Source organism: Actinosynnema sp. CS-041913 (genome assembly GCF_050942485.1).
GTDB lineage: Bacteria > Actinomycetota > Actinomycetes > Mycobacteriales > Pseudonocardiaceae > Actinosynnema.
Map to the genome: position 1 here is coordinate 2,747,126 of NZ_CP192037.1, position 26,395 is coordinate 2,773,520.

24 protein-coding genes are annotated in these 26,395 nt (G+C 72.6%); 20 read left to right on the forward strand and 4 right to left on the reverse strand.

From position 1 onward, the window contains the following. The first annotated feature begins 19 nt into the window (after positions 1-19). Positions 20-481 (forward strand): aminoacyl-tRNA deacylase, encoded by a 462-nt coding sequence (locus ACQPZF_RS13220; RefSeq protein WP_433271673.1) that lies wholly within the window; start codon positions 20-22, stop codon positions 479-481. Between the two features lie 57 nt (positions 482-538). Here the strand turns inward: ACQPZF_RS13220 and ACQPZF_RS13225 are convergent, their stop codons facing one another. Genes ACQPZF_RS13225 through ACQPZF_RS13235 form a run of 3 tightly spaced genes read right to left on the reverse strand, consistent with a single transcriptional unit; the run spans position 539 to position 3,243 of the window. Continuing rightward, entirely contained in the window at positions 539-1,735 is a 1,197-nt protein-coding gene (locus tag ACQPZF_RS13225) for a cation:proton antiporter domain-containing protein (RefSeq protein WP_433271674.1), read from the reverse strand. Further along, on the reverse strand, positions 1,732-2,628 hold the full coding sequence (locus ACQPZF_RS13230; protein ID WP_433271675.1) for a DMT family transporter: 897 nt from the start codon (positions 2,626-2,628) through the stop codon (positions 1,732-1,734). The genes ACQPZF_RS13225 and ACQPZF_RS13230 overlap by 4 nt, the downstream gene beginning before the upstream one ends. 3 nt (positions 2,629-2,631) lie before the next feature. After that, positions 2,632-3,243 carry a response regulator transcription factor gene (locus ACQPZF_RS13235; protein WP_433271676.1) on the reverse strand — a complete coding sequence of 204 codons (612 nt, stop codon included), beginning with the start codon at positions 3,241-3,243 and terminating at the stop codon, positions 2,632-2,634. An 809-nt stretch (positions 3,244-4,052) separates the two neighbouring features. On the opposite strand from ACQPZF_RS13235, the gene ACQPZF_RS13240 reads away from it, so the two are divergent. Genes ACQPZF_RS13240 through sbnA form a run of 4 tightly spaced genes read left to right on the forward strand, consistent with a single transcriptional unit; the run spans position 4,053 to position 9,232 of the window. Beyond that, complete coding sequence (locus tag ACQPZF_RS13240) at positions 4,053-6,278, forward strand: non-ribosomal peptide synthetase (protein WP_433271677.1); 2,226 nt, start codon at positions 4,053-4,055, stop codon at positions 6,276-6,278. Continuing rightward, positions 6,275-7,258, forward strand: coding sequence for a TauD/TfdA family dioxygenase (locus tag ACQPZF_RS13245; RefSeq protein WP_433271678.1), 984 nt, complete (start codon positions 6,275-6,277; stop codon positions 7,256-7,258). Before ACQPZF_RS13240 ends, ACQPZF_RS13245 begins: the two co-directional genes overlap by 4 nt. Beyond that, a complete protein-coding gene (sbnB, locus tag ACQPZF_RS13250) occupies positions 7,255-8,277 on the forward strand; it encodes a 2,3-diaminopropionate biosynthesis protein SbnB (RefSeq protein WP_433271679.1) in 1,023 nt (340 codons plus the stop codon). Before ACQPZF_RS13245 ends, sbnB begins: the two co-directional genes overlap by 4 nt. Positions 8,278-8,287: 10 nt before the next feature. Further along, positions 8,288-9,232, forward strand: a complete 945-nt coding sequence (sbnA, locus tag ACQPZF_RS13255; protein ID WP_433271681.1) for a 2,3-diaminopropionate biosynthesis protein SbnA — start codon at positions 8,288-8,290, stop codon at positions 9,230-9,232. Positions 9,233-9,310: 78 nt separating this feature from the next. On the opposite strand, the gene ACQPZF_RS13260 is transcribed toward sbnA, so the two are convergent. Beyond that, positions 9,311-11,260, reverse strand: a complete 1,950-nt coding sequence (locus tag ACQPZF_RS13260) for a BTAD domain-containing putative transcriptional regulator (protein ID WP_433271682.1) — start codon at positions 11,258-11,260, stop codon at positions 9,311-9,313. A 269-nt stretch (positions 11,261-11,529) separates the two neighbouring features. On the opposite strand from ACQPZF_RS13260, the gene ACQPZF_RS13265 reads away from it, so the two are divergent. From ACQPZF_RS13265 to ACQPZF_RS13335, 15 genes are all read left to right on the forward strand, one after another. After that, positions 11,530-14,895 carry an amino acid adenylation domain-containing protein gene (locus ACQPZF_RS13265; RefSeq protein WP_433271684.1) on the forward strand — a complete coding sequence of 1,122 codons (3,366 nt, stop codon included), beginning with the start codon at positions 11,530-11,532 and terminating at the stop codon, positions 14,893-14,895. Positions 14,896-14,958: 63 nt separating this feature from the next. Then, entirely contained in the window at positions 14,959-15,480 is a 522-nt protein-coding gene (locus ACQPZF_RS13270; RefSeq protein WP_433271685.1) for a hypothetical protein, read from the forward strand. Then, positions 15,477-15,947, forward strand: a complete 471-nt coding sequence (locus ACQPZF_RS13275) for a hypothetical protein (protein WP_433271686.1) — start codon at positions 15,477-15,479, stop codon at positions 15,945-15,947. Before ACQPZF_RS13270 ends, ACQPZF_RS13275 begins: the two co-directional genes overlap by 4 nt. Continuing rightward, positions 15,937-16,422: a hypothetical protein gene (locus ACQPZF_RS13280; RefSeq protein WP_433271687.1), complete on the forward strand. Its 486-nt coding sequence runs from the start codon at positions 15,937-15,939 to the stop codon at positions 16,420-16,422. Before ACQPZF_RS13275 ends, ACQPZF_RS13280 begins: the two co-directional genes overlap by 11 nt. Beyond that, complete coding sequence (locus ACQPZF_RS13285; RefSeq protein ID WP_433271688.1) at positions 16,422-17,027, forward strand: GNAT family N-acetyltransferase; 606 nt, start codon at positions 16,422-16,424, stop codon at positions 17,025-17,027. The genes ACQPZF_RS13280 and ACQPZF_RS13285 overlap by 1 nt, the downstream gene beginning before the upstream one ends. Beyond that, a complete protein-coding gene (locus ACQPZF_RS13290) occupies positions 17,024-18,358 on the forward strand; it encodes an ATP-grasp domain-containing protein (RefSeq protein ID WP_433271690.1) in 1,335 nt (444 codons plus the stop codon). Before ACQPZF_RS13285 ends, ACQPZF_RS13290 begins: the two co-directional genes overlap by 4 nt. Continuing rightward, positions 18,355-19,635, forward strand: coding sequence for a type III PLP-dependent enzyme (locus tag ACQPZF_RS13295; protein ID WP_433271691.1), 1,281 nt, complete (start codon positions 18,355-18,357; stop codon positions 19,633-19,635). The genes ACQPZF_RS13290 and ACQPZF_RS13295 overlap by 4 nt, the downstream gene beginning before the upstream one ends. After that, a complete protein-coding gene (locus ACQPZF_RS13300) occupies positions 19,632-19,895 on the forward strand; it encodes an acyl carrier protein (RefSeq protein WP_433271692.1) in 264 nt (87 codons plus the stop codon). The genes ACQPZF_RS13295 and ACQPZF_RS13300 overlap by 4 nt, the downstream gene beginning before the upstream one ends. After that, the gene (locus tag ACQPZF_RS13305) at positions 19,892-20,836 is read left to right on the forward strand and encodes a 3-oxoacyl-[acyl-carrier-protein] synthase III C-terminal domain-containing protein (protein ID WP_433271693.1); all 945 of its coding nucleotides are present in this window, start codon (positions 19,892-19,894) and stop codon (positions 20,834-20,836) included. The genes ACQPZF_RS13300 and ACQPZF_RS13305 overlap by 4 nt, the downstream gene beginning before the upstream one ends. Continuing rightward, entirely contained in the window at positions 20,836-21,393 is a 558-nt protein-coding gene (locus ACQPZF_RS13310; protein ID WP_433271694.1) for an acyl-CoA dehydrogenase family protein, read from the forward strand. The genes ACQPZF_RS13305 and ACQPZF_RS13310 overlap by 1 nt, the downstream gene beginning before the upstream one ends. After that, positions 21,390-22,526, forward strand: coding sequence for an acyl-CoA dehydrogenase family protein (locus tag ACQPZF_RS13315; RefSeq protein WP_433271696.1), 1,137 nt, complete (start codon positions 21,390-21,392; stop codon positions 22,524-22,526). The genes ACQPZF_RS13310 and ACQPZF_RS13315 overlap by 4 nt, the downstream gene beginning before the upstream one ends. After that, positions 22,519-23,205, forward strand: coding sequence for a hypothetical protein (locus tag ACQPZF_RS13320; RefSeq protein ID WP_433271697.1), 687 nt, complete (start codon positions 22,519-22,521; stop codon positions 23,203-23,205). The genes ACQPZF_RS13315 and ACQPZF_RS13320 overlap by 8 nt, the downstream gene beginning before the upstream one ends. Further along, on the forward strand, positions 23,198-24,523 hold the full coding sequence (locus ACQPZF_RS13325; RefSeq protein ID WP_433271698.1) for an MATE family efflux transporter: 1,326 nt from the start codon (positions 23,198-23,200) through the stop codon (positions 24,521-24,523). Before ACQPZF_RS13320 ends, ACQPZF_RS13325 begins: the two co-directional genes overlap by 8 nt. Further along, positions 24,520-24,924, forward strand: coding sequence for a holo-ACP synthase (gene acpS, locus ACQPZF_RS13330; protein ID WP_433271699.1), 405 nt, complete (start codon positions 24,520-24,522; stop codon positions 24,922-24,924). The genes ACQPZF_RS13325 and acpS overlap by 4 nt, the downstream gene beginning before the upstream one ends. Next, entirely contained in the window at positions 24,899-26,383 is a 1,485-nt protein-coding gene (locus tag ACQPZF_RS13335; RefSeq protein ID WP_433271700.1) for an AMP-binding protein, read from the forward strand. The genes acpS and ACQPZF_RS13335 overlap by 26 nt, the downstream gene beginning before the upstream one ends. Positions 26,384-26,395 lie beyond the last annotated feature (12 nt).

The following is a 26,395-nucleotide window of genomic DNA, read 5'->3' on the forward strand; positions in this document are numbered from 1 at the left end:
GGCCGGATATGCTCGGCGCATGAGCGGACCCACTCCCGCGCAAATCCTCGAAGCCGCCGCCGTGCCTTTCTCGTCTTTCCCGCACGCGCCGATCCGGACTTACGAGGACATCGAGCGCGAATTGCGGCTGCCCGCCGAACGGCTGCTCAAGACCCTCGCCTTCCGCACCGACGACGGGTTCGTGCTGGTGTCCATGCCGATGCTGCTGCCCGCCGCGTACGGCAAGATCGCCAAGGCCGCCGGGGTGTCCCGGTCGAAGCTGCGCCGCGCCGGCGAGGCCGATCTCGCCGTGCTCGGCATGGCGCCCGGCGGCATCAGCCCGCTGACCGACCTGGACGACAAGACGGTCGTCTTCCACACCACCGTCCCGGACATGGGCAAGGTCTACTGCGGCAGCGGCCGTGACGACGTGACCATCGAGGTGGACGCGGCCACCCTGGTCGACCTCGTGCGGCCGGTCGTCGCCGACGTCGCCGGCTGACCCACGCCGGCCGTCCCACGCCGCCTGACCCACGCCGGCCGACTCGCACCGGTCGACTCACACGGTGACCAGCTCCGCACCGCGCTTCCGGTGCAGCAGCTTCACCAGCGGGCCGGTCATCATCGTGGTGACCACGGCCATCAGCACTAGCTGCGAGTACAGGTCGCGGTCCAGCAGGCCCAGTTGCAGACCGATGCTGAGGATGACCAGCTCGGTCAGGCCGCGCGTGTTGAGCAGCGTGCCGAGGGTGGCCGACTCCCGCCAGCCCAGCCGGCACAGCTTCGCGGCAAGCAGCGCGCCCGCGAACTTGCCGCCCACCGCGACCAGCATGATCAGCCCGAACCCGGCGAACCCGGCCCACGTGGTCCGGGACAGGTCGACCTGGAGTCCCGCCACCACGAAGTAGACCGGCAGCAGCAGCACCTTGCCGACCTGCTCGATCCGCAGCGTCACGCCCGCCCGCAGGTCCGCCGCGTCCCCGCGCGGCATGACCAGGCCGAACAGGAACGCGCCGAAGATGAAGTGCAGGCCCATCCACTCGGTCAGCGCGCTCCACCCGAGCAACCCGATCAGCACCACCGGGAACATGTCCCGCCGGGACCGCGCGACCCGGGCCAGCAGCGGGCGCACCACCCACCAGCTCACCGCCGCGAGCGGCAGGACGAGCAGCAGCCGCCACTGCTCCGCCGAGCCCGCGCCGAGGGTCGCGATCGCCACCGCGAGCAGCGACCACGCCAGCAGGTCGCCCAGCGCCGCGCTGCCCAGCGCGAGCGTGCCGACCCTCGTGCGGGTCATGCCCCAGTCGCCGAGCATCCGCGCCAGCACCGGGAACGCCGTCACCGCCATCGCGGTGCCCAGGTAGAGCAGGAACGCGAGCCGCCCGTCGGCGGGCCGCAGCATGGTGGCCAGCAGCACGCCCAGCGCGAACGGGGTCAGCATCGACCCGAGCGACACCACGGCGACCGAGCCGAGCCTGCCGCGCAGCAGCTCGCGGTTGAACTCCAGGCCCACCAGGAACATGAAGAACACCAGCCCGACGTTGGCCAGCGAACTCAGCATCGGCCGGATGTCGGCGGGGAACAGCGCGTCCGCCACCACGCCGCCGAACAGCGTCGGCCCGACCAGCACGCCGGCCAGGATCTCGCCGATCACGGCGGGCTGCGCGAGCCGCGTCGCCACCGCGCCCAACACCTTGGCCAGCGCGACGATCACCGCCAGCGCCACCAGCAGCGCGACCACCTGGTGCGAGTTCACCGGACCCCGACCCGTTCCCGGTCGCGCGCCGGGCGCAGCCCGATCGCGAGCCCCGCCAGCACCAGGCACGCGCCCGCGAGATCCGCGAGCCCCGGCTCGCCGGTGCCCAGGACGACCGTCGACACCACCGCGCCGACCGGCAGGAAACCGGAGAACAGCCCGGCTTTGTCCGCGCCGAGCCGAGGCAGGGCGCTGTACCAGCACAGGAACGCGAACACGGTCACCACCACGGCGAGGTAGCCCAGCGCGAACGCCTCGGACGCGGTCGGCACGCGCACCATGTCCGCCCCGTCCACCAGGAGCCCGACGACCACGAGCTGCGGCACGGCGAGGGCGGCCGAGTAGGCGGACACCCGGATCGCGCCGAGCCTGGTCAGCACCGGCAGCGCCAGCAGGGAGAACCCGGCTTCACAGGCCAGCGCCCCGAACGCGAGCAGCAGGCCCAGCGGCGTGCCGCCGCCGAACCCGGTCGTCACGGCGACCCCGGCGACCACGACCACGGCCGCCAGCAGCACGCGTGGCGCGGGTCTGCGCCGTTCCATCACCGGCCCGAGCAGGGCCAGCACGATCGGCACGGCGGCGACCACGGTGCCGACGGTGGCCGGGTCGGCGAACCGGGTGCTCTCCACGATCAGCACGTTGAACGCGGTCAGTCCGGTCAGCGCCAGCATCAGCAGGAAGAACACCTCCCGCCCGCTGAGCCGGACGAAGCCCTTGCCGAACGCGCGCGCCACCGCGAGCAGCAGCAGCGCGCCGACGAGGTAGCGGAGCGCCTGCCCGCCGTAGACGGGGTAGTCGTGCAGCGCGGGTGACACGCCGGTCAGCGTGCCCACGCAGAACATGGCGGTCGCGGCGCCGAGCGCGCCGCGCTGCCCGTTGGTCAGGGAGCGCAAGGTTCACGGCCTCCGTGCGGTCTCGGTCAGCTCGCCCACGTTGATCAGCCCGGTCTCGTAGGCGTAGGCGACGGCGCTCGCGCGGTTGGGCAGGCGCAGTTTGCGGAGCAGGTTCTGCACGTGGAACTTGACCGTGCTCTCGGTCAGCGACAGCCGCCGCGCCATCTCGGAGTTGGTCTGCCCGCACACCAGCAGCCGCAGCACGTCGGTCTCGCGGCGGGTGATCCGCTCCAACGGCGGCCGGCCGCGCTCGGCGGCCCGGGGTTCCGGCAGGCCCGCGTGGTCGCGGCGGGCGAAGAACGCGTAGCCGGCGGCCAGCATCCGGATCGCGCTGAGGAACTCGTCGGGCTCGGAGGACAGCGGCAGCACGCCGACCCGGGGCGCGTCCGGCAGCATCCGGCAGGCCGCGTCGGCGCTGTCGTCCACCACCAGCACGCTCACCGACGGCCTGCGGTCCAGCAGCCGGCGGACCGCCACGGGCGGGTGCGGCACGTCGGCGAGGCAGCCGAGCACCACCACGTCCGGTAACTCCTCGGTGTGCCGGGCGAGACCTTCGAAGGTGTCCACCTGGTGGGTGACCTCGATGCCCGGCGCCTCGTCGATGATTTTCCGCATGCCTATCCGGAAAAGCGTTCTCCGTTCCGCCAGCACAATCCGCGTGCGATTGCCGATGAGCGCGTTCTTCACAGGGCCGGCCCCCAAGCCTGGTCTGCGTGCGACGATGCCGGCACCGGCGGAGCGAGCAGTGCGAAGAATGCGCTCGGCAGGCGCCCGGTTACGGACACGGCGGTCCGGCCGCGCGCATTGTCGCCTGCGCCGTTCGGCCGTCCGCGTAGGATCGGTCAGTATCCGATCGGCCTGCGGCAGGAGCGGTCCGAGCTCGTCTCGCCGGACCTCCCGCACCGCCGTGGCGAGCCGCGGTCGTGGACCGGCTGCCGCCCGGCGACCGGTAATCCGGCGCCCGTGGGTGTGTTCTCCATCGTGCCCCCAGTTCCCCCGTGATGGTCCACGTTGGACGAATTCTCCCCGTTGCACGATCGATAGTTCACGTTTACCACGATCAACTCAACCTACAACCCGAGATTGAGCCGAACGGTGGACAGGCCGGTCGCTCGGCGGAAGCCTGCGGTGCGAATTCCCGAAGTGCGCTTCCGCTACCTGGGGGAAGCGCCCAGGGCGACCGCCGTCCGCCCGCGCCGGCCCGATCCCCACGAGTGCGTTCCGGAACGCGGTCGGCACCGTGCCGCCTGCCCGGCTGAACCTGCCGGTTCCGGGTCGGAGCCGAGACCTGTGGCGGCGGTGCGTGGCGGGTGTTCCGCGCGTGGACCGTTTTCCGGACGCTTGGAAACTATTCCGATATCGGCTGGAAAACGGGTCCGGTTAGCGTTGCCTTGGCGTCGTCGTCGGCATACGCGGAGGATTTGGTGGAAGTCGGCAGCCATGTGGTGGACCTCCCCGTGGAACTCCGGGGGATCGCACCCTATCCGGCACTGGCCGCGCACACGCGCGTCCAGGGCGCGATGAGCGGTGAAGTCGAAGTGGTCACCGGCTATGTGGCCCCGACGGGCGGACCGCCGGCAGGGTGGCGGGTGGAGCTGGGGGAACAGTCCTGGGTGGAACTGGCCGACGATCTCCGACCGGTCGCGGCGACGGATTTCCGGCACGTTTTCGACCGTTCTCCGGAGCCCGTTCCAGAATTGTCCGGTGCGGTTTCGCTGTGGGTTTCCCTCGGTGCCCGGCTGCGCCTCGACTACTGGACCGAATCCTTTCGGTCGGACCAGGTCGAGCGATTGGCGTCCTATTACTTGAACGCACTGCGCGCGGCCGTGCGGGAACCGGACGCGCCGCACGGCGCGCGGTCGCTGCTGTCGCCGGCGGAACTGCGGTTCCAGGTCGAGGAGCTGGCGGGGCCGGTGCGCGAGTTGCCCGACCGGCGGTTCGCGGAGCTGTTCGAGGAGCAGGTCCGGCGCACCCCGGCGGCGGTCGCCGTGGTGTGCGGCGGGCGGTCGTGGACGTACGAGCAGCTCAACCGGCGCGCGAACCGGCTGGCGCGGGCGTTGCTCGCCCGCGGGCTGACGGCCGAGGACGTGGTGGCCGTGGTGCTGGAGCGGGACCTGGAGTGGGCGGCGTGCGTGCTCGCGCTGTTCAAGGCCGGGCTGGTCTACCTGCCGGTGGAGCCCGGTTTCCCGCCCGCGCGGGTGGCCGCGATGCTGTCGCGGGCGGGAGCGGCGCTGGCTGTCACCGAGCCCCGGCACGCCGCCGTGGTGGGCGACGTGCCGACCGCGTTCTTCGACGATCTCCGGGGCGGGTCCGACGACGATCCCGGTGTCGCCGTCGGCGCCGGCCAGGCCGCCTACGTGTACTTCACGTCCGGCTCGACCGGTGAGCCGAAGGGCGCGGTGTGCGAGCACGCCGGGATGCTCAACCACCTGCTGGCCAAGATCGAGGACTTGGGCGTGCGGGAGGGTGACACGGTCGCGCAGACCGCGTCGCAGTGCTTCGACATCTCGCTGTGGCAGTTGGTGTCCGCGTGGCTGGTCGGCGGGCGCACGCTGATCGTGGAGCAGTCCGCGGTGCTGGACGTGGACCGGTTCGCCGCGCTCGTCGGCGAGCAGGCGGACATCATCCAGGTGGTGCCGTCGTACCTGGAACTGTTGCTGCACAGGGCGAGCGGGCTGCGCCGGCCGCGTTGTGCGAGTGTCACCGGGGAACCGCTGAAGCGGGAGCTGGCCGACCGGTGGTTCGCCGCGTTCCCGGACAAGGCGCTGGTCAACGCGTACGGCCTGACCGAGACCTCGGACGACACCAACCACGAGGTGCTGACCGCGCCGCCGGCCGGTCCGGTGTCACTGGGCCGGCCGGTGCGCAACGCGCGGATCGCCGTGGTGGACCGGTACCTCAACCGGGTGCCGTTCGGCGCGCCCGGCGAGATCGTGTTCTCCGGGGTGTGCGTCGGGCGCGGGTACCTCAACGACCCCGAGCGGACGCGGCAGAGCTTCCTGCCCGACCCGGAGACGCCCGGCGGACGGCTCTACCGGTCCGGCGACTTCGGGCGCTGGTCGCCGGACGGCAAGCTGGAGTTCCTCGGCCGCCGGGACGCGCAGGCCAAGGTGCGCGGCTTCCGGGTCGAGCTGGGCGAGGTGGAGAACCACCTGCTGAAGCTGCCGGGCGTGCGGGACGCGGCGGTGGTCGTGGTGGAGCAGGCGCTGGTGGCGTTCTTCACCGGGGACGCCGTGGACGTCCGCGTGCGGCTGGCCGGGTCGCTGCCGGACTACATGGTGCCGTCCCGGTGCCACCGGCTGGACACGCTTCCGTTGACGCACAACGGGAAGATCGACAAGCGCGCACTCGTGGAACTGGCCGCGGCGGCGCGTGGGGAGTCGGCGGACCGCAGGGAGTCGGCGGAGCGCGGGGAGCCGGCCGGGCCGGGTACCGCCACGGAGCGGTGGATCAGCGCGGCGTGGGCCGAGGTGCTGGGCGTGCCGGTCGAGTCGGTCGGGCGGGACGACGATTTCTTCGCCCGCGGCACGTCGTTGTCGGCGGTGCGGCTGGTGCTCAAGCTCGATCGGGTCGTCTCGCACGCGGAGCTGGTGGCGCACCCGGTGCTGGCCGATCTCGCCACCTTGGTGGAGACGCGGAGGGCGATGTGAACGTGCTGGTGCGACAAGGACAACCGCCGCTGGTGCTCGCCGACGGCCCGGACCGGGCGGTGGCTCATCGGGACGGGTTGAGGGCCGATGGGTCGGACTGGGTGGCGGCGCACCGGGACGGGTTGCGGGCGGTGGTCGCCGAGCACGGCGCGGTGCTGGTGCGCGGTCTCGGTCTGGCGGACCTCGCGGGCGTGCGGCGGGTGGGGGAGGCGCTGGTCGAGCGGCCGTTCGAGGAACGGGAGGGGTTTGCCGCCCGCGAGCACTTCGGCGACGGGCTGCACTCCTCGGCGCTGTGGCCCGCCAACGACGTGATGTGCATGCACCACGAACTCAGCTACCTGGCCGCGCCGCCGGGCACGCTGCTGCTCGCGTGCCTGCGGGCGCCGGAAAGCGGTGGGGCGTCGGGGATCGCGGACGGCGCGGAGGTGCTGGACGCGTTGCCCGCCGACCTGGTGGCACGGTTCGAGGAACAGGGCTGGCTGCTGGAACGCAGCTACCACGCGGACTTCGGCCTGCCGTGGCCGGAGGCGTTCGGCACGGACGACCGTCCGACCGTGGAGAAGTACCTGGCGGACAACGACATCGACTGGCAATGGTCTCCGGGAGGCGTGCTGCGCACCCGCCAGCGCCGGGCCGCCGTGGTGCGGCACCCGGTGGATGGGCGGCGGATCTGGTTCAACCAGGTGGCGTTCCTCAGCGAGTGGACCATGGACCCGGACGTGCGCGACTACCTCGCCGAGGTGGTCGACGGCTTCCCGCTCAACACCCGTTACGGCGACGGCGAGCCGCTGACGCCGGACGTGGTGCGTCTGATCAACAAGACCTACGAGGCGTACACCCGGGTGACGCCTTGGCAAGGGGGAGACCTGCTCGTGCTGGACAACATCCGCACCGCGCACAGCCGCGAGCCCTATCGGGGCGACCGGCGCGTCATCGTGACCATGGGCGACCCCGTCCGCGTCGAAGGTGTGCGCGGATGACCCCGCGGTTCGCGGTGGTCCCGGGCGAGCAGGTGCACCGCGCGCTCGCCGGGACCGAGAATTCCGTGGTGTCGCTGATCGAGGACGCGTACCGGCTGCACGGCGACGGCCGGACGGTGAACCCGCCGTCGTACTTCCTGCGGTTCCCGGACCGCCCGTCGTCGCGGATCATCGCCCTGCCCGCGTCCCTCGGCGGCGACGCACCGGTGGACGGGCTGAAGTGGATCTCCAGCTTCCCGGACAACGTCCCGTCCGGCCTGCCGCGCGCGTCGGCGGTGCTGATCCTCAACGACCCGGAGACCGGCTACCCGTTCGCCTGCCTGGAAAGCTCCATCATCAGCGCGGTCCGCACGGCCGCGTCGGCGGCGCTCGCGGCGGACTGGCTCAACCGGGGCCGCGACCGCCCGACGCGGGTCGGCTTCTTCGGCTGCGGGCTGATCGCCCGGTACATCCACACCTACCTGGCGGGCACCGGCTGGCGGTTCGACGGGGTCGGCGTGCACGACACGTCCGCCGACCACGCCCGGCAGTTCGCCGACTACCTCCGGCAGTCCGAAGTGGACGTTCGGGTGCACGAGTCGCCGGAGCGGCTGGTCCGGTCGTCGGACCTGGTCGTGTTCGCCACCGTGGCGGGCCGTCCGCACGTGACCGAACCGGGCTGGTTCGCCCACGACCCGCAGGTGCTGCACATCTCGCTGCGCGACCTGTCACCGGAAATAGTGTTGGCGTCGACCAACATCGTGGACGACGTCGAGCACGTGTTGAAGGCGGACACCTCCGTGCACCTGGCGGAGCAGCGGGTAGGGCACCGGGACTTCCTGGACAGCACGCTGCACGACGTGATGACCGGCGCGGTCGAGCTGCCGCACGACCGGCCGCTGGTGTTCTCGCCGTTCGGGCTGGGCGTGCTGGACCTCGCGGTCGGCCTGCACGTGTACCGCGAGGTCGAACGGGCGGGCGGACTCCACGTGGTGGACGGGTTCTTCCACGAGCTGCGCCGCTACGGCGCACCGGCCTGAGGCGGGCCGGATGCCGATCATCGCGGCGCCGCAGGACTTCCACGCGGACGACCTGTTCGTGGACTTCACGGCGGAGTTCGGGCTGTACCTCAAGTGCGAGGGCTTCAACTTCGCGGGCTCGATCAAGCTCAAGGCCGCGCAGGCGATGATCGCGGCGGCCGAGCGGGACGGGCTGCTCGGCCCGCGCTCGGTGATCGTGGAGTCCTCGTCGGGGAACCTCGGGGTGGCGCTGGCGGTCCTGGCCGCCGACCAGGGCTACGACTTCCTGTGCGTCACCGACACCCGCTGCAATCCCGCCACGGTGCGGATGATCGAGGCGCTGGGCAGCCGCGTGCACGTGGTCACCGAGCCGGACCCCGTCGACGGGTACCTGGGCGCGCGGCTGCGGCACGTGCGGGACCTGGTCCGGGCCGACGACCGGCACGTCTGGCTCAACCAGTACGAGAACGCGGCGAACTGGCAGGCGCACTACCGCACCACCGCGCCCGCGATCGCCGACCGGTTCCCCGCACTGGACGTGCTGTTCGTCGGCGCGGGCACCACCGGGACGCTGATGGGCTGCGCCCGCTACTTCCACGAGCGGCGACCCGGGGTGACCGTGGTGGCGGTCGACTCGGTGGGCTCGGTGACGTTCGGCGGCCCACCGCTGATGCGGTTCATCCCCGGTCTGGGCGCGGGTGTCCGGCCGCCGATGCTGGACTTGGCGCAGGTGGACGATGTTGTGCAGGTGACCGAGTCCGACGCGATCGACATGTGCCATCGCCTGGCGCGCAAGGGTTTCCTGTTCGGCGGGTCGACCGGCACGGTGGTGACGGGTGCGGCACGGTGGCTCGCCGACCACGGCGCGCGGCAGGCTGTCGCGATCGCGCCGGATCTCGGTGACCGGTACGTCGACTCGGTGTACGAGCCGTCGTGGGTGCGCGAGGTGACCGGCCGGCTCGACGCCGTGCGGTGACCGCATACGAACGGAGAACGCCGCCCACGACTGGTCGTGGGCGGCGTTCCCGCTGTCCGGTCTCCGGCGCGGACCGGGCTAGCTCGCCACGGACACCGCACAAGCGCCCGCCGCCGCGCTCGTGGTGCTCGCCAGCTCACGGGCGACCTCGCGCAGCCCCATCTGTGCGGACTGCGCGATCACCGCCGCCAGCGAGGCCCGCTCGGTCGCGAACCACCCGGCATCGTCGACTCCCGTGGCGCCGCACCGGTGTCGCGCGTCCCGCGCCTCCTCCAGCCAGCGCGTGAACGCCCGCCGGCACGCGGCGCGGCGGGCGTCGCCGGAGTCCTCGCACGCGGCCCGTTCCCGGCCGAACAGCCGCACCAGCTCGGGGAGCCGGTACCGCCCGCCGGCCACGTGCAGCAGGTGCGCCTCCACCAGCTCCTCGACTAGCTGCTCTGCCTCCACCGGGTCGGCGTCCAGAGTGGACGACGCGATCCACGCCGGGAAGTCCGGCACGGACAGCAGGCTCAGCCTGCGGAACATCTCCTTCGCCCGGTCGCCGAGCCGGTCGTAGCTCGCGGCCAGGGCCGCGCGCACACCGGTCGGGCCGAAGCTCACGTGGTCCAGCCGGGTCCGGTCGTCGGCCAGCTTCGCCACCAGCTCGCGCGCCGTCCAGTGCGGCTTGGACGCCAGCAGGGCGCCCACGCCGCGCAGCGCCAGAGGCAGGTCCTCGCACAGCTCCGCGACCCGGTCCAGCACCGCCTCGGACGTCGGCCGGGCCCGGGTCAGGTCGGCCAGCAGCAAGCTGGAGTCGTGACGGGCCAACGGGTCCAGGTGCAGTGACAGCCCGGTGGGCACCTCGCAGATCCGCCGCCGGCTGGTGACCACGACACAGCACCGCTCGTCGCCCGGCAGCAGCGGCTGCACCTGGGCGAACGACTCGGCGTCGTCCAGCAGCACGAGCATCCGCCGCCCGTGCGCCATGCTGCGGTAGAGCGCGGTGCGCTCGGTGGTGTCCTCCGGGACCTGCCCCGCGGGCACGCCCAGCGCCCGCAGGAAGCCCGCCAGCACGTCACGCGGGTCGGCGGGCCCGGCGGGGTGGTGGCCGTGCAGGTCGGCGAATAGCTGCCCGTCCGGGAAGCGGTCCGCCACCTGTCTGCTCCACTGCACGGCCAGTTCCGTCTTGCCCACGCCCGGCCCGCCGCTGATCGACGCGACCGCGAGGGACGAGCCGGGCGCGGCGACGAACCGGTCCAGCGCGGCCAGTTCCCACTGCCGGCCGACGAGTGCCGTGATGCGCGGCGGTAGCTGCGCGGGCGTGCGCACGACCGCCGGGCCACTGGCGGAGGTGAGCGTCGGATCGTCCCGCAGGATGGCGTTGTGCAGCCGCTGCAACTCCGGCCCCGGCTCCAGGCCGTGCTCCTCGATGGACTGGCGGCGACCCCGCCGGAAGGTGTCCAGCGCCTCGGCGCGCCGACCGGCGCGGTAGAGCGCGAGCATCAGCAGCGCCCGCACCTTCTCCCGCGCCGGGCTGTCCGAGACCAGCGTGGTCAGCTCGCCGATCAGCTCCTGGTGCTGCCCCAGGTCCAGCCGCAGCGAGAGCAACTGCTCCAGGGCGGACAGCCGCAGCTCCTCCACCCGCGCGCGGTGCGTCGCCACGTGCCTGCCGGGCACGTCGGCCAGCAGCGGTCCGCGGAACAGCGCGAGCGCGCGGTGCAGGGTGTCGGTGGCCGCGGCGGCGTCACGACGTCGCACGAGGTCGCGCGAACGGGCCACCATGGTCTCGAATTCGAGCAGGTCGATCCTGTGGTCGGCGGCGCGCAGCCGGTAGCCCGGCGCGCTGGTGGTGATGACCTCCTGGTTCCATCCGGCGTTCTTGAACGCCTTGCGCAGAGCCGCCACGCAGATCGCGATCTGCGTGCGGGCGGTGGTGGGCGCGTGTCCGTCCCAGACGACGTCGGCGATGTGCTCCATCGGCACGACGCGGTCGGCGGACAGCAGGAGCACGGCCAGGACGGCGCGTTGCCGTGGCGCACCGGGGTGCACCAGCCGTCCTCCTAACCGTGTTTCCAGCGTGCCCAACAGCCTGAATTCCAATTGCTGATCCAAGTCGGCCCCCCCGAACTTGTTGATGTGGCCGGACCCGGTTCGCAGGTCCGGCCACGCGATCGCCGACACCGTATCCCAGCGACAACGCCCGGTGCAGGGGTGATCAGCAGATCCGTTCCGACCGGTCGGTCGGTCGTACCCCGGTGCGGCACCGGCCGAAATGACTTCAATATCGGACCGAAAAGGCCGCTGCCTAGGTTGACTGCGTGCTGGACGAGGCGGGTGAATGGGGCGGGACGGCGCGCGTTCTGCCGGAGGTGACGGTCGTCGGGCTTTTCCGGCGGCAAGTGGAGCGGACGCCGGACGCGGTCGCGCTGGTTTCCGGCGGCGAGGCCATTTCCTATCGTGAGTTGCACGCCCGGTCGAATCGGCTCGCGCGGCGGCTCCGGTCGTGCGGCGCGGAGCCCGGCCGGCGGGTGGCGGTGGTGCTGCCGAGGTCGGTCGACCTGGTGGTGGCGCTGCTGGCCGTGCAGAAGTCGGGCGCGGCGTACGTGCCGGTCGATCCGGGCTACCCGGCGGACCGCGTGCGGCAGGTGCTGGACGACGTCGAGCCGATCCACGTGCTGACCGGGGAGGAGGTCCGGTCGCCGCTGGTGGCGGAGTTCCCGGCGGACGACCTGCCGCCCGCCGCCGGTCCGGCCGACCCGGTCTACGTGATCTACACCTCGGGTTCGACGGGCCGGCCGAAGGGCGTGGTGGTGCCGGTCCGCGCGCTGGTCAACTTCCTGCTGTGCATGGCGGAGCTGATCGGGCCGCGGGCCGGCGACCGGCTGCTCGCGGTGACCACGCCGTCTTTCGACATCGCCGCCCTGGAGCTGTACCTGCCGCTGCTGGTCGGCGGGACGGTCGTGGTGGCCGAGGACACGCGTGACCCGGCGGCCCTCGCCGAGATGATCCGGGAGCACCGGATCACCCACCTCCAGGCCACGCCGTCGTTGTGGCAGTCGCTCGTCGCGGCGGAGCCGGAAGCGTTGCGGGGCTTGACGATGCTGGTCGGCGGCGAGGCGCTGCCGACCGCGCTGGCGGCTCGCATGGTGGAGCTGGGCGCGAGCGTGCGGAACCTCTACGGGCCCACCGAGACCACGATCTGGTCGACGTCGGCGGAGGTGCGCGCGGGTGAGCCGCCCACCATCGGCGTCCCGATCTGGAACACCACCGTGCACGTGCTGGACGCCCGGCGGCAACCGGTGCCGGACGGGGAGGTCGGCGAGCTGCACATCGGCGGCCTCGGTGTGGCGCTGGGGTACTGGCGGCGTCCCGAGCTGACCGCCGAGCGGTTCCCGGACGACCCCTGGGGCCCGCCGGGCGCTCGCCTCTACCGGACCGGGGACCTCGGGCGGCGGCGTGCCGACGGGCGGCTGGAGTACCTGGGCCGGACCGACGACCAGGTGAAGGTGCGGGGTTTCCGGGTCGAACTCGGCGAGGTGGAGTCCGTGCTGGGCACGCACCCGGCGGTGGCGCGGGCCGCGGTCGCCGCGCGGGACGACGCGGCGGGGTTCAAGCGGCTGGTCGGCTACCTCGTGCCCGCCGGTGGTGCTGTCGAGCTCGCCGACGTCCGCGCGTTCGCCGCCGGCGTCCTGCCCGCGCACATGCTGCCGTCCGTTCTCGTCGAAGTGGCCGACTTCCCGTTGACACCCAACGGGAAGCTCGACCGCAAGGCGTTGCCCGACCCGGACCCCGGCGCGCTGTCCTCCGGGCGGAAGCCGCGCACCGAACGGGAGACTGTGCTGTGCGCGCTGTTCGCCGAACTGCTCGGGCTGCCCGAGGTCGCGGTGGACGACGACTTCTTCCGGCTGGGCGGGCACTCGCTGCTGGCGGCCCGGCTGGTGACCGGTATCCGGTCGCGGCTGGGGGTGGAGGCGCCGGTGAGCGCGGTGTTCGACGCGCCGACCGCCGAAGCGCTGGCCGCGCACCTCGACGGCGTGACCGGGCCGCCGCGTCCGGCGGTGCGGCCGACCGGTGTGGCCGAGCCGCCGCTGTCCGCCGCGCAGCGCGGGCTGTGGCTGCTGCACCGGTTCGAAGGGCCGAGCGCGCAGTACAACCTCCCGTTGCTGCTCACGTTGTCCGGCGCGCTGGACGTGTCCGCCCTGTCGGCCGCGCTGACCGATGTGGTGGACCGGCACGACGTCCTGCGCACGGTCTACCCGGAAGTGGCCGGCGAGGGCCGTCAGGTCGTGCGGCCCCTGGCGGAGGTCCGGCTGTCCGCGGTGGACGTGCCGCCCGGTGGGCTGGACGCGTCGGTGGCGCGGGAGAACGAGCGGCCGTTCGACATCGAGACCGAGGCGCCGTCGCGGTTCAGCCTGTTCCGGCTCGGTCCGGACCGGCACGTCCTGCACGTCCTCGTGCACCACATCGCGTGCGACGGCTGGTCGGTGCGTCCGCTGGTGGAGGATCTGGCCCACGCCTACCGCGCGCGACTGGCCGGTCACGCGGTGGAGTGGCGTCCGTTGCCCGTGCGGTACGCGGATTTCACCGTGTGGCAGCACGAAGTTCTCGCTGGTCTGCTGGACCGCCAGTTGGAGCACTGGACGCGGGCGCTGCATGGGCTGCCGCCGGTGCTCGACGTGCCCGCGCTCGGCAGGCGGCCGGCGAGGCGTTCGCTCCGCGCGGGAGTGCGGGAGGTCCGGCTGGACCGGGCCGTGCACGCCCGGCTGGCCGCGCTCGCGCAGCGCTCCGGCACGACCGTGTTCATGGTCCTGCAAGCAGGTCTGGCCGCGGTGCTGAGCCGGTTCGGAGCCGGTGACGACATCGCGATCGGCTGCCCGGTCGCGGGACGTGCCGACGACGCGCTCGACGGGCTGGTGGGGTACTTCGTGAACACGCTGGTGCTGCGGGCGGACACGTCGGGCGACCCGACCTTCGCCGAGTTGCTGCGCCGGGTGCGGGCGGCGGACCTCGCGGCCTACGCGCACCAGGACGCGCCGTTCGAGCGGGTGGTCGAGGCGGTGAACCCGGTGCGGTCGGCCGCGCACCACCCGCTGTTCCAGGTGATGCTGACGCTCCACAACCAGCAGCCGCCCACCGTGGAACTGCCCGGCCTGAGAACCGCGGTCACCGAGCCGCGTCCGGAAGTGTCCAAAGTAGACTTGGAGTTCGAGCTTCGTGAGACGTTCGCGGCCGACGGCACGCCCGACGGGATCGTGGGCGAGCTGGTGCACGCGCTGGACTTCGTCGCTCCCGACGCGGCGGAGCTGCTGATCGGCGCGCTGACCGGGCTGCTGGACGAGGTGTCGGAGTCGCCGGACCGGCGGATCGGTGGGCTGTCGGTGCCGGAGTGGCGCGCGACGGCCGCGGCCGAGGCGGCGGACGCTCCGGTTGCGCGGCGATCGCTCTCGGACGCAAGGGAAGCGCGGCTGTGCGCGCTGTTCGCCGAGGTGCTGGGCGTGGAGACGTGCGGTGTGGACGACGACTTCTTCAAGCTGGGCGGCCAGTCGCTGACCGCCGTGCGGCTGATGAGCCGGGTGCGCACGGCGTTCGACGTGGCGATGCCGATGCGGCTGTTCTTCGAGGAGCCGACGGTGGCCGGTGTGCTGGCCCGGCTGGACGGCGTCGCGGCGGAAGAGTTCGGATAACCGACCGATAGTCCGCGTGGCTAGATTCGACCCGACCGACAAACACGAGGCTGGAGCGGGAAAGTGGTGGAGTTCGAGTCCCGGCCGTACGGTCCGGAATACGAGGATCCGGTGGGCCGGCTCTTCGAGTCGTCCGATTTCTGCTACCGCACGACCATCCCGATGACGTTGGGGCACGCGGACATCCGGCGGCTGGCTGCCGGGTCGCGCGTGGTGCTCGCGGACGGCCTGCCGGTCGGCCTGTGGTCGGTGGACAGCCTGCTGTGGTCGGCGGCCGGGCAGGACGTGCACTCCGGGCTGTACCTGCTGCACCTGCGGCTCGCGTCGTTCGTGCCGGTGGAGTGGTGGCGGGCGGTGTACCGGCGGGTGCTCGACCACCTCCGCGACCGCCAGGAGGTGGCGCGGATCTCGTTCGAGGTCAACGAGTTCGACCTGCTGGGTCAGGACGTCGCGGAAGCGCTCGGGCTGCGGGCCGAAGGGCTGCTGCCCGACCTCGTGGAACGGGACGGACGCCGGTGGGGCCGGTGGACCTACGGCGCGGTGTGGCCGGTGGCGGCCCCCGCCGGGCGAAGGGGGGACTGGTGATCACGCTGTCCGGGTACCGCCCGGCGCACGCGGACCTGCTGCACGGCCGGTGGCTGCCGGGGGAGCTGATCGCGCCGCGCCACGACGGGAGGGTCGCCGAGTTCGGCGCGGTGGACGTGCCCGAGCCCGGCCTGTGCGACGAGGAGCGGCTGCTCGTCGCGGTCGGCGCGGGCCTCGTGCGGTATTGCGACATCGACTGGGTGGACCGGCGGGCCCGGCTGGAGATCCGGCTCCTGTCGGACTTCCACCCGGACGGCACGCACAACCTGCTCGCGCGGGCGTTGGAAACGGCGTTCACGGTGTTCGCGCTCAACCGCGTCTACGGCTACGTCACGCCCGGCGGTCCGGACGTCGCGCCGATGCTGCGGGAAGAGGGTTTCGACCGCGAGGGCGAACTGCCCGGCGCGGTGCGGGTGGCGGGACTCGCCGTGGGGCGCACGATCTGGGGGCGGCTGCGTGAGCGCTAGCGACGCGATGGCGCTGCGGCCGGTGCCGGCGGCGGACCTGCGGGACGTGCTGCGGCGGATCACCGACCACGGCGACGAGATCCTCGGCGTGGACCCGCGCCGGCACAACCTGGCCACCATGCGGCACCGCCTGGCGGACATGGGCGCGCGGCTGTTCGAGGTGGTGCTCGGCGGGGTGCCGGTGGCGGTGGTCGGGCACACGGTCAACCCGCTGAACCGGGACCAGGCGACGGTGAGCGTGGCCGCGTTCGACCGGGCGCACGGCGCGGCGGCGGTGTGGACGCACGTGACGGAACTGGCCCGCCGGCACGGGACCGGCTCGTTCCTGTGCGCCGGCGCGGACGGCTCGGAGGCCGTCGAGGCCTACCAGGCCGTCGGGTTCACCGAAGTGGGAAGGATGAGGATGCACCTCTACCGGGCGCACGCCTACCGCGACGCCTGCGTGCTGCACCTGTCCCTGCGTGAGGGGCCCTGATGGCCGACCTGCTGGGCAGACTGGTGCTGCGGCACCTGGAGCACGAGGACGTCGACCTGCGGGTGGACGCGCAGTACGACGAGCGGGTCGCGCGCAACATCGCGGGCCACCTCGCCCTGACCCCGCGCGACGAGCTGCTGAGCCGGTTCCGCGAGCACGTGGACGACCCGGCGAGCGGACGGCTGGAATATGTCGTCGCGAAGCCGGGCGGCGAGACCGTCGGGTACATCTTCCTGACCGGCCTGGACTGGGTGAACCGCACCTGCGACCTGTCGATCACGATGCTGCCCCGGTTCCGGACGGGGCTGGGGTACCTGGCGCTGATGTGCGCGTTCGACTACGTGTACGGCTGCCTGAACATGCACGCGGTGCTGACGATGGTGTTGGACGTCAACGAGATGATGGCGTCGGGGGAGTGGAACGCCAAGCGCGCCAACGTGACCAGCACGCAGGCGAACTACACCGACGGCGCGTTCCGGGCGGTGCACGTGTGGACTCAGACGCGCCCGGAGTACGAGGCGATGATCGCCGAGGGGCGTGCGCGCATCGCGGCGATGCGGGAGCGGTTGGGCAATGGGCTCGGCAAGGAGGTGGGGGCACGGTGAGCTTCGAGCGTCGGCTGAAGACCGCCCTGGTGGGTGACGCGACGGCCCGGTTCGTCTACATCGGCAACTTCGAGGTGGAACGCGCATGGGCGCGTGGCGAGCCGAAGCTGCCCGGCGCGGGCATCTCGTTCGCCAACGCCACGGTGAACCGGATGGAGGAGATGGGCGTTCTGCTCGCCGGGCCGGACGACGTGGTGCTGCTCAAGGAGGACGTCGACGCGGAGTTCGCGGCGTACCTCGACCGGGTCGGCGCGGCGGGCGGCGTCACGCTGCCCGTGGGCGAGCACGACCCGGAGCTGTCGGTCACCGACGACGCGCTGGCGTCGCCGGACGCGCTGGACCGGTTGCGCGCGTTGGCGGACGGCCGCACCTACCTGATGCCGATGGGTGTCTCCGAGGCGGAGGAACGGCTCGCCAAGGCCACCGGCCTCCCGCTGGCGGGTGTCCCTTCGGCGGTGTGCAAGGCGGTCAACGGCAAGGCGTACGGCCGCCGGCTGGTCGAATCCCTCGGCCTCACCTCGATTCCGGGCGCGGTGTGCGAGACGGCCGGCGAGCTGGCCGACGCCGTGCGGGCGCACCTGGTCGACGGCGGCAAGGTGGTGGTCAAGGAATCGCTCGGCGTCTCCGGGCGCGGCATGGTCGTGCTGGACACGCCGGAGAAGGCCGAGCGGCTGGCGCGGATGGTGGCCCGGCGCGGCGCGGACGCCCCGGTGGACCTGGTGGTGGAACGCTGGATCGACAAGGCCGCCGACCTGAACTACCAGTTCATCGTCTCGCGGACCGGCGAAGTGGCCTTCGAGACGGTCAAGGCCGCCGTCGTGGCAGTCGGCGTCCACAAAGGACACGAGTTCCCGCCGGAACTGCCCGTGCACGTTGTGCCCGCGCTGACGGCGGCGGCGGACCTGATCGGCCGCGAGCTGTACGCGGCGGGCTACTTCGGGGTGGTGGGCGTGGACGCCCTGCTGGCGGGGGACGGCACGCTCTACCCGTGCCTGGAGATCAACGCCCGCTTCAACATGGCGACCTACCAGAGCCGGATCGCCGAGCGGTTCATCGGACCCGGCAAGCACGCGGTGGCGGCGACGTTCGGGCTGCGGTTGGCGAAGAAGCACAGCTTCGCCGAGGTCGCCGAGGCGCTGGGGGACCTGGTGTTCGAGGCGGAGCACGGCGTGCTGGTCAACGCCTTCGCCACGCTCAACGCCCGTGCCGAGCCGGGCGGCGGGTTCCCCGGCCGGATCTACGCGCTGTGCATAGCAGACAGCGCCGACGCGGCCCGCGCGCTCCGGGCGGACGCGGAAGAACGGCTCAAGACGATGGCAGGTGACCGGTGAGCATCCAGAACTTCCGTGAGCTGGCCGACGAGTTCGGCACCCCGCTCTACGTCTACGACGGCGACGAACTGGCGGGCGGCCTGCGCGAGCTGCGCGCCAAGCTGCACCCCGCGCTGGAGGTCTTCTTCTCCCTCAAGTCGAACCCGAACATCAGCGTGTTCGCGCTGCTGCGGGCGAACGGCGCCCGCGCGGAGGTCTCGTCCCTGGTCGAGCTGCGCACGGCGCTCACCGCCGGCGCGTCCCCGGAGGACGTGATCTTCCTCGGGCCGGGCAAGAGCGACCGCGAACTCGAAGCGTGCATCGCCGCCGGCATCTACGCGATCGTCGCCGAGTCCGTGGACGAGGTCGGCCGCATCGACCGGCTGGCCGCCGAACACGCGGTGCGGCAACGGGTCCTGCTGCGGGTCAACCCGGCGACCACGCCCGGCGGGTCGCGGCTGACGATGGGCGGCAAGCCGCGCCAGTTCGGCATCGACGAGGCGGTGGTGCTGACCCTGCGCGACCTGCCCACGGAGCACCCGCACGTGGACATCGCGGGCGTCCACGTCTACCTGGGCACCCGCATCCTGGACGCGGACACCGTGGTGGCCAACACGAAGTACGTGCTGGACCTCGCCGAACGGGTCGCGCGCGAGACCGGCATCCCGCTGGACGCCGTGGACATCGGCGGCGGCCTGGGCGTGGCCTACTTCGACGGCGAGCACGACCTGGACCTGGACGCGCTGGCGGCCGGCCTGAACCCGGTGCTGGCGGAGTTCGTGGAGAACCACCCCGGCACGCGGCTGATGCTGGAGTCCGGCCGGTTCCTCACCGCGAAGTCCGGCACCTACGTGATGGGCGTGCGGTACGTGAAGGAGTCGATGGGCGAGCGGTTCGCGGTCACCGACGGCGGCACGCACCACCACATGGCGGCGGTGGGCATCGGCTCGTTCGTCAAGCGCAATTTCCCGGTGGCGCTGCTGGACCGCGCGGCCGACGGCCCGGTGGGGCCGTGGCACCTCAGCGGCCCGCTGTGCACGCCCAACGACACCATCGCCAAGAACGCGGCCCTCCCGCCGCTGCGGGTGGGCGACCTGATCGGCGTGCTGCGGTCCGGCGCGTACGGCCCGACCGCCTCGCCGGGCCTGTTCCTCGGCCACGGCTTCCCCGCCGAAGTGCTGGTGCACCACGGCACACCGCACCTGGTCCGCTCCCGGGACACCCCGGAGGACCTGCTGCGCCCCCAGCACCTGCACGACTTCTCCGACCACGACGAACGATTGCGAGCAGAGCTGTGAACCGCACCGACATCATCGAGCACGTCCGCATCGCGCTGTCCGCGGTGCTCAAGCGCGACCTGGTGGACTTCACCGAGCAGACGCGGCTGTTCGAGGACCTGGCGCTGGACTCGACCAGCGTCATCGAGCTGCTGATGGGCTTGGAGGACCTGATCGGCCTGGAGGTCGACCCGGACGACCTGGAGCCGGAGGTGTTCGCCACGGTCGGCTCGCTGGCCGACTACATCGACGCCCGCGTCGGTTCCGCCGTGGCGCCGTGACGCTCGGCCTGTCCGGGGTGCGGGTGGCCGTGCCGGCGAGGTCCGAGCCGGTCTCGGACATCCTCGCCCGCAACGGCCGTCCTGCGTCGGAGCAGCGGCTGTTCACCAAGATCTACGAGCTGCGGGACAGCCCGACGCTGGAGCCCGGCGCCCGGTTCGAGGACCTGCTGGTCGACGTCGGCCGGCGGACCCTCGGCGGCGACGGCGCGGACCTGGTGCTGTACGGGCACACCCTGCTGTACCAGGAACACCTGTATCGGCCGGGTTTCGCCGACCGGGTGCGCACCGGCCTGGGCCTGCCGGACGTGCCGTTCTACGGGCTCTCGCACGTGGCCTGCACGTCGGTGCTGCGCGCGGTGGAGGTCGCCGGCCGGTTCCTGAGCCGTCCCGGAGCACAAGCGGGCGAACGGGTCCTGGTGCTGGGCGGCGACCACGGCAGCGCGTGCGACCGGTCGCGGGTGGTGCCGTCCACGACGGTCATGGGTGACGCGGCGGTGGGTTTCCTGGTCGGCCGCGACACCGGCCGCTACCGGTACCTGGGCGGCGCGGGCAGCCGCGACACCCGGTTCCACCGCAGCCTGCGGATGACCGCAGAGGACACCGCGCTGTTCTGGTCGGTGTGCGCGGACCTGCTGATCGCCACGGTGGACGCGGCGCTGACGAAGGCCGGGCTGACCCGCTCCGAGGTCGACTGGGTCATGCCGCACCTGTCGAACGGCATGTTCTGGCGGTCGTTCAGCCGCGCGTCGGGCATCGCGCGGGACCGGATCCGGCTGGAGCTGCTGCCGGAGCGCGGGCACACGTTCGGCGTGGACGCGCTGGCGGCGCTGGACCACCTGGACCGGTCGGGCGGCCTGGCGGCGGGCGACAAGTGCCTGCTGGTGTCCATCGGCCAGGGCGCGTACTTCCAGGTGGCGGTGGTGGAAGTGGGGGAGGGGTAGTGCTGGAGTACGAGCGGCTGGCGCACGCCGACGGCCTCGCGGCCGGGCTGCGCGCGGCACTGGAGGGCGTGGACGCGCGGGCAGTCGCGCCCGGCGAGGTCGTCGCGGTGGCGGAGGTCCCGGCCGGCGCGGACGTGGTCGCGCACAGCCTGGCCGAGGCGGAGGGCATCGCGTTCGTGCGCAGCGCGGCCGATCGCGAGTACGCCGCCGACACGGCGCTGGCGGTGGCCGCCGCGCGGTTGGGCGGCACCCGGCGGCTGCTCGACCAGGCGGTCGAGCACCTGTCCGGCCGCGAGTCCGGCGGGGAGCCGTTGACGCGCAAGCAACTGCTGGTCGGTGCGGTCGGTGACCTGGTGACGGCGGCCGGGTACGCCCGGCACCTGTTGGCGGCTGCACGGCCGGTGGCGGCGGACATCGCCGAGACGCACGACCGGATCACCGACATCGACTGGCAGGTCGCGATGTTGTTCGGGGCCAACGGCTATCTCGCGGAGCACCCGGCGCGGGGCGCGCATGTGTCTGCGTTGGTGGCGAACACGTGGGTGAGTGGGCGATGATCGAACTGGACGAGCGGACGCGGGTGTTGCGGGACGTCGGCGCGGAGTGCGCGAGCGAGCTGGCGGGCCTGGCGCTCGCGGTGGACGCCGACCCCGAGGACATGGCGCCGCACCTGGGTTCCGAGGCGCTGCGGCTGATCCGGCTGATGTGCACCCCGGAGCGGTTCCGGGAGGAGCCGTTGCGGCTGGGCGGTTTCGACTACGGCGACGCGAGCTGCCTGCAACGGGTCGTCGGCACGGCGGCGCTGGCACGTGGCGACGCGGGGTCCGTGCTGGCCGCGCCCGGCCCGGCGCTGGCCGGGATCGTGGTGGACGTCCTCGCCGGCGAGGACCAGCGGGAACGCTTCTACCGCAGGCTTTCTGACGGCCGCACGTGGACGTTCTTCGCGATGACCGAGCCGCGCGGCGGCAACGACGCCACCGGCATGGTGACCAGGCTGGACGAGAAGGAGCCGGGCACACGCGAGCTGCACGGCACCAAGCGGTACATCGGCAACGGCGCGCGCGGCGACATCGGCGTGGTGTTCGGCCGCACCGGTCGCAGCGCGCTGTCGATCAGGGCCGCGTTGGTGGAAACCCCGCTGGCGCGGTGCGACCGGCGTCCGCTGGACACGGTCGGGTTGCGCGGCGCGCGGCTGAGCGAGCTGGTGTTCAGCGGCACGACCGTGGACGAGGGATCGTTGCTGGGCAACCACCTCCCGGTGTCACGACGCGGGATGTGGGGCGCGGTCAAGACGTTCCTGTCGATGCGGGTGCAGGTGGCGGCGATGGCCGTCGGCACCGCGCAGGCGATGTTCGACCAGGTGACCGCGCAACGCCCGAACGCTCCCGGTGCGGATGACGTGCGGCTGCGGCTCGACGCCGCGCTGACCCTCCTGTACGAGGCGGCGGACGCGGTGGACCACGACCCGGACCGCGCGTACTCGTCCTCGGTGGCCAAGCTCGTCGGCACCGCGTTGGGCGTGGAGGTCGCGCGGTGGGCGGCACGGTCGCTGGGACCGGCGTCGCTGCTGGTCGACCCGTTGCTGGAGAAGCGGGTGCGGGACGTCTACGCGTTCGAGTTCATGGAAGGCACCACGAACATCCAGCGGCTCCAGGTCGCCCAGGGACACCTGCGGGGTTCCGGTGGCTGAGCTGAGCGTGCGGGCCATCGCGGCGGCGGTGGACGAGCACCCCGAGTACCGGCGGGTGGCGGCGTTCGAGGGCGACGCGGCGATGCTGGACGTGGCCGAGACGCTGGCCCGGTTCCGCGGCACACCGGTCGGCAGGCTGCGGTTCCTGGCCGACGACCACAAGGCCGACGTGGCGGTGGCCGCGCTCGCGGCGCTCGGCCCGCCCGACGAGCCGCAGCCGCTGCTGCTGGTGCGCGCCGACCCCGACCCGGACCCGTTCGTCGCGGTGCTGCCCAGGATCGTGCACGACCTGCCGTGGGTGTCCGAGGAATTGGGCATCACCCACCTGGAGGAACTGTCCGGCACCGCTGTCGTGGAGCTGCTGAGCTGGCTGCTCGACGAGCGCGGCGCGACCGTGGTGATCGCCGACCAGCCCCCGGTGGTCGTCGGCGAGCCGAAACCGCTGTCGGCCGTGGCCTTGCGGGTGTCCCACGGAGGCGGGCCGCTGCGGATCACCGGGTGGGGCTCCGGCGAACCGGCCCCGAGCACCCACGTGTTCGGCGGGCCGGGACCGTGTGACGGGTGGCGCGGCCTGTCCGAAGCGGTGGCGGACGGGCGGGTGGTCCCAGGACACTCGGTGACCGTGGAGGTGCGCGGCCCGGCCCTCGGCTGGGTGCGCCTGGAAGCGGGGGGTGGCTGAGACCGTGCGGTACCGGCGGATCGCGGCGTTGGCGGTGCCGATGGCCTTGCAGACGGCCACGATGCTCGTCGGGCAGGTGGTGGTCGTCGCGCTGATCGGGCGCATGGGCGACGGCGCGCAGTACGTGCAGGCGCTGTACGCACCCGTCGAGTTCCTGCTGATCGCGCTCGTCAACGGGTTCGCGGTGAGCCTTCAGGTGACGACGGCCCGGCGGGTGGGCGCGGGTGCGCGGGAGTCGGTCGCCGGGTACTACGGCGGTCTGCTGCGGCTCGGGCTGGTGTCCTACGCGGTGTTGGCGGCGGTGCTGATCATGTCGGCGGGCGCGCTGGGCGGGCTGGTGGACATCGCGCCGGAGCACGCGGACCGGTTCCGGGCGTTCCTGGTGGCGATGGTGCTGGTCGGGCCGTTGCGGCTGGGTGGAGAGCTGTGCTCGGCCGTGCTGCGCGGGGTGGGCCGGGGTGTGGCGGCGGCGCTGCTCACCGTGACCTATGTGGTGTCGACGGTCGTGGGCGTGGCCGTTCTCGGGCTGGGTCAAGGACTCGGGCTGACGGCGGTGCCGGTGGTCGCGGCGGTGGCCGGCGCGGTCGAGCTGGTGGCCGGGCTGGTGCTGTTGGGGCGAACCGGGTTGCTGACCTGGCGGGGCGTGCTGCGGTGGCCGTCGGACGTGCCGCGGCTGGCGTTGGGCGTGGGGCTGCCGGTGGCGGCTTCCTACGTGCTGCTGTTCGTGGTGAACCTGCTGTTGGTGCGGATCGCGGCGGCGGGCGGGCCGGACGCCGTGGCCGGCTTCAACGCCGGGTACACCGTGCAGACGGCCGTGTTGGTGCCCGCGATCGGGTTCGGTTCGGCGATCGCCGTGCTGGTCAACCAGGGTGTCGGCGCGGGTGATCGAACGGTTGCGGCGACCGCGTTCCGGCGCGGGGTCGTGCTGGTCGCGGCCGGATACGCGGTGGTCACCGTCGCGTTCCTGCTCGGCGGGGCGCCGTTGGCGAGTCTGATGGCCGGTGATCCGGCGGTGGTCGAGCAGGCGCGCGCGTTCTTGACCGTGGTGGGGCCGACGTTCGGCTGCACGGGCGTGGTGCTCGCGGTGCTGACCGTGTTGCAGCAGGTCGGGCGGGGCGGGCTGGCCGTGGCGTTGAACCTCGGCTACTTCGCGCTGATGGTCGCGGTCGGCTGGTGGGCGGTGGACGCTAGCGGTTCGGTGGGCGCTCTGCACTGGACGATGGCCGTGATCGCGGTCGCGAGCGTCCTGGTCGGTCTGCCGGTGGCGGCGTGGTCGGTGCGGCGTGCCATCACGCCGGTCGGGGTGAGGGTGGCATGAGGATCGGCGTGGACATGGTGCGGCTGGCCCGGTTCGCCCGGATCGCCGAGCACCCCCGGATGCGGCGGGCGTTGTTCACCGCCGCCGAGCTGGGCGACGTGCTCGACCTGGGTGCCGAGCGGCGGGCGGAACGGCTCGGCGGGCGGTTCTGCGCCAAGGAGGCCACCGCGAAGGTCCTGCGGCGCGGTCTCGGGCAGGGGCTGCGGTGGCCGGACATCGAAGTGACGAGCGACGAGTGGGGCGCGCCGGTGGTGGCGTTGCACGGCGGCGCGCGGCGGATCGCCCGCGCGGCGGGCATCAGGTCCGTCCTGGTCTCCATCACGCACCAGGACGACCTGGTGGTGTGCGTCGCGCTGGGCATGACAGGGGGGCACGATGACGAGGACTTTGGACGACACTGACACTCTGGGCGACTGGTTCGCCCGCGGCCTGCGGGCGAACCCGCACGGTGTCGCGGTGCGGGTGGGCCGGACTTCCCTCACCTATCAGGAGTTGCACGAGCGCGCGTTGGGTGTGGCGGGCGCGGTGCTCGCGGTCGCCGACGCTCCCTTGCGGGTCGGGCTGCTGGCGGGGCGTTCCGTGGAGGCGTACGTGGGGCTGCTGGCCGCCGTGTACAGCGGCGCGGCCGTGGTGCCGCTCAACCGCGAGTACCCGGCCGAGCGCACCGGGCGGATGATCGCGGTGGCCGGGCTGTCCGCGCTGATCTGTGACGACCGCGCGAAGCTGCCCGAGCTGCCCGAGCTGCGCGGGGTTCCGGTGGTGGACGGGGTGGGCACATTGGCCGCGCCGGTGCCGTGCTCGCCGGACGACACGGCGTACGTGATGTTCACGTCGGGGTCGACCGGGACGCCGAAGGGCGTGCCGGTGCTGCACCGCAATGTCGGGCACTACCTGCGGGTCGTGCGGGAGCGGTACGGGTTCACGCGGGACGACGTGTTCTCGCAGACGTTCGACCTGACCTTCGACCTCGCGGTGTTCGACTTGTTCGCGGCGTGGGGGAGTGGTGCGACGGTGGTGGCGACGCCGCCCGGCGCCCTCGTGTCGCTGCCGGACTTCCTGACGTCGCACGGGGTGACGGTGTGGTTCTCCGCGCCGAGCGTGATCTCCTTCGTGCGCCGCACCAGGGGGTTGGCGGCGGGCAGCATGCCGACGCTGCGGTGGAGCCTGTTCTGCGGTGAGCCGCTGCCGGCCCGGGATGCGGAGGACTGGCGGGTGGCCGCGTCCCGTTCGACGGTGGAGAACCTCTACGGGCCCACGGAGTTGACCATCTCGTGCAGCGTGCACCGCTGGGATCCCCTTGCCTCCCCCGGGCGCTGTGTCAACGGGATCGTGCCGATCGGCTCGGTGCACGCCGGTCTGCGGCACGTCCTCGTCGACCCGCGGGGCGTTCCTTCCGATGAAGGCGAGTTGTGCGTGACGGGGGCGCAACTGTTCCCCGGCTACCTGGACCCGGCGGACGACGAAGGCCGGTTCCTGGTGCACGAGGGCGAGCGCTGGTACCGGACCGGTGACGTGGTGCGGGCGCTGCCGGACGGCGAGCTGGCGTTCCTCGGCCGGGTCGACCACCAGGTGAAGATCCGCGGGCAGCGGGTCGAACTATCCGAAGTGGACTGGGGGTTGGGCCGGGTCGCGGGCGTCGAGCGTGCCGTCACGGTGGCGGTCGGTGGCGAGCTGGTCGCGTTCTACGTCGGGCTGGAACGGCCGGCCGTGGAGGTGCGCGAGGAGCTGGCGGTGACGCTGCCCAAGCACATGGTGCCGCGGCACGTCGTGCACGTGGCCGGTTTCCCGCTCAACCCCAACCGCAAGATCGACCGCACGGCGCTGACCCGGCAGGCCGAACGCGTCGTGTCCGGCGGCTGAGCGGTGGACGTC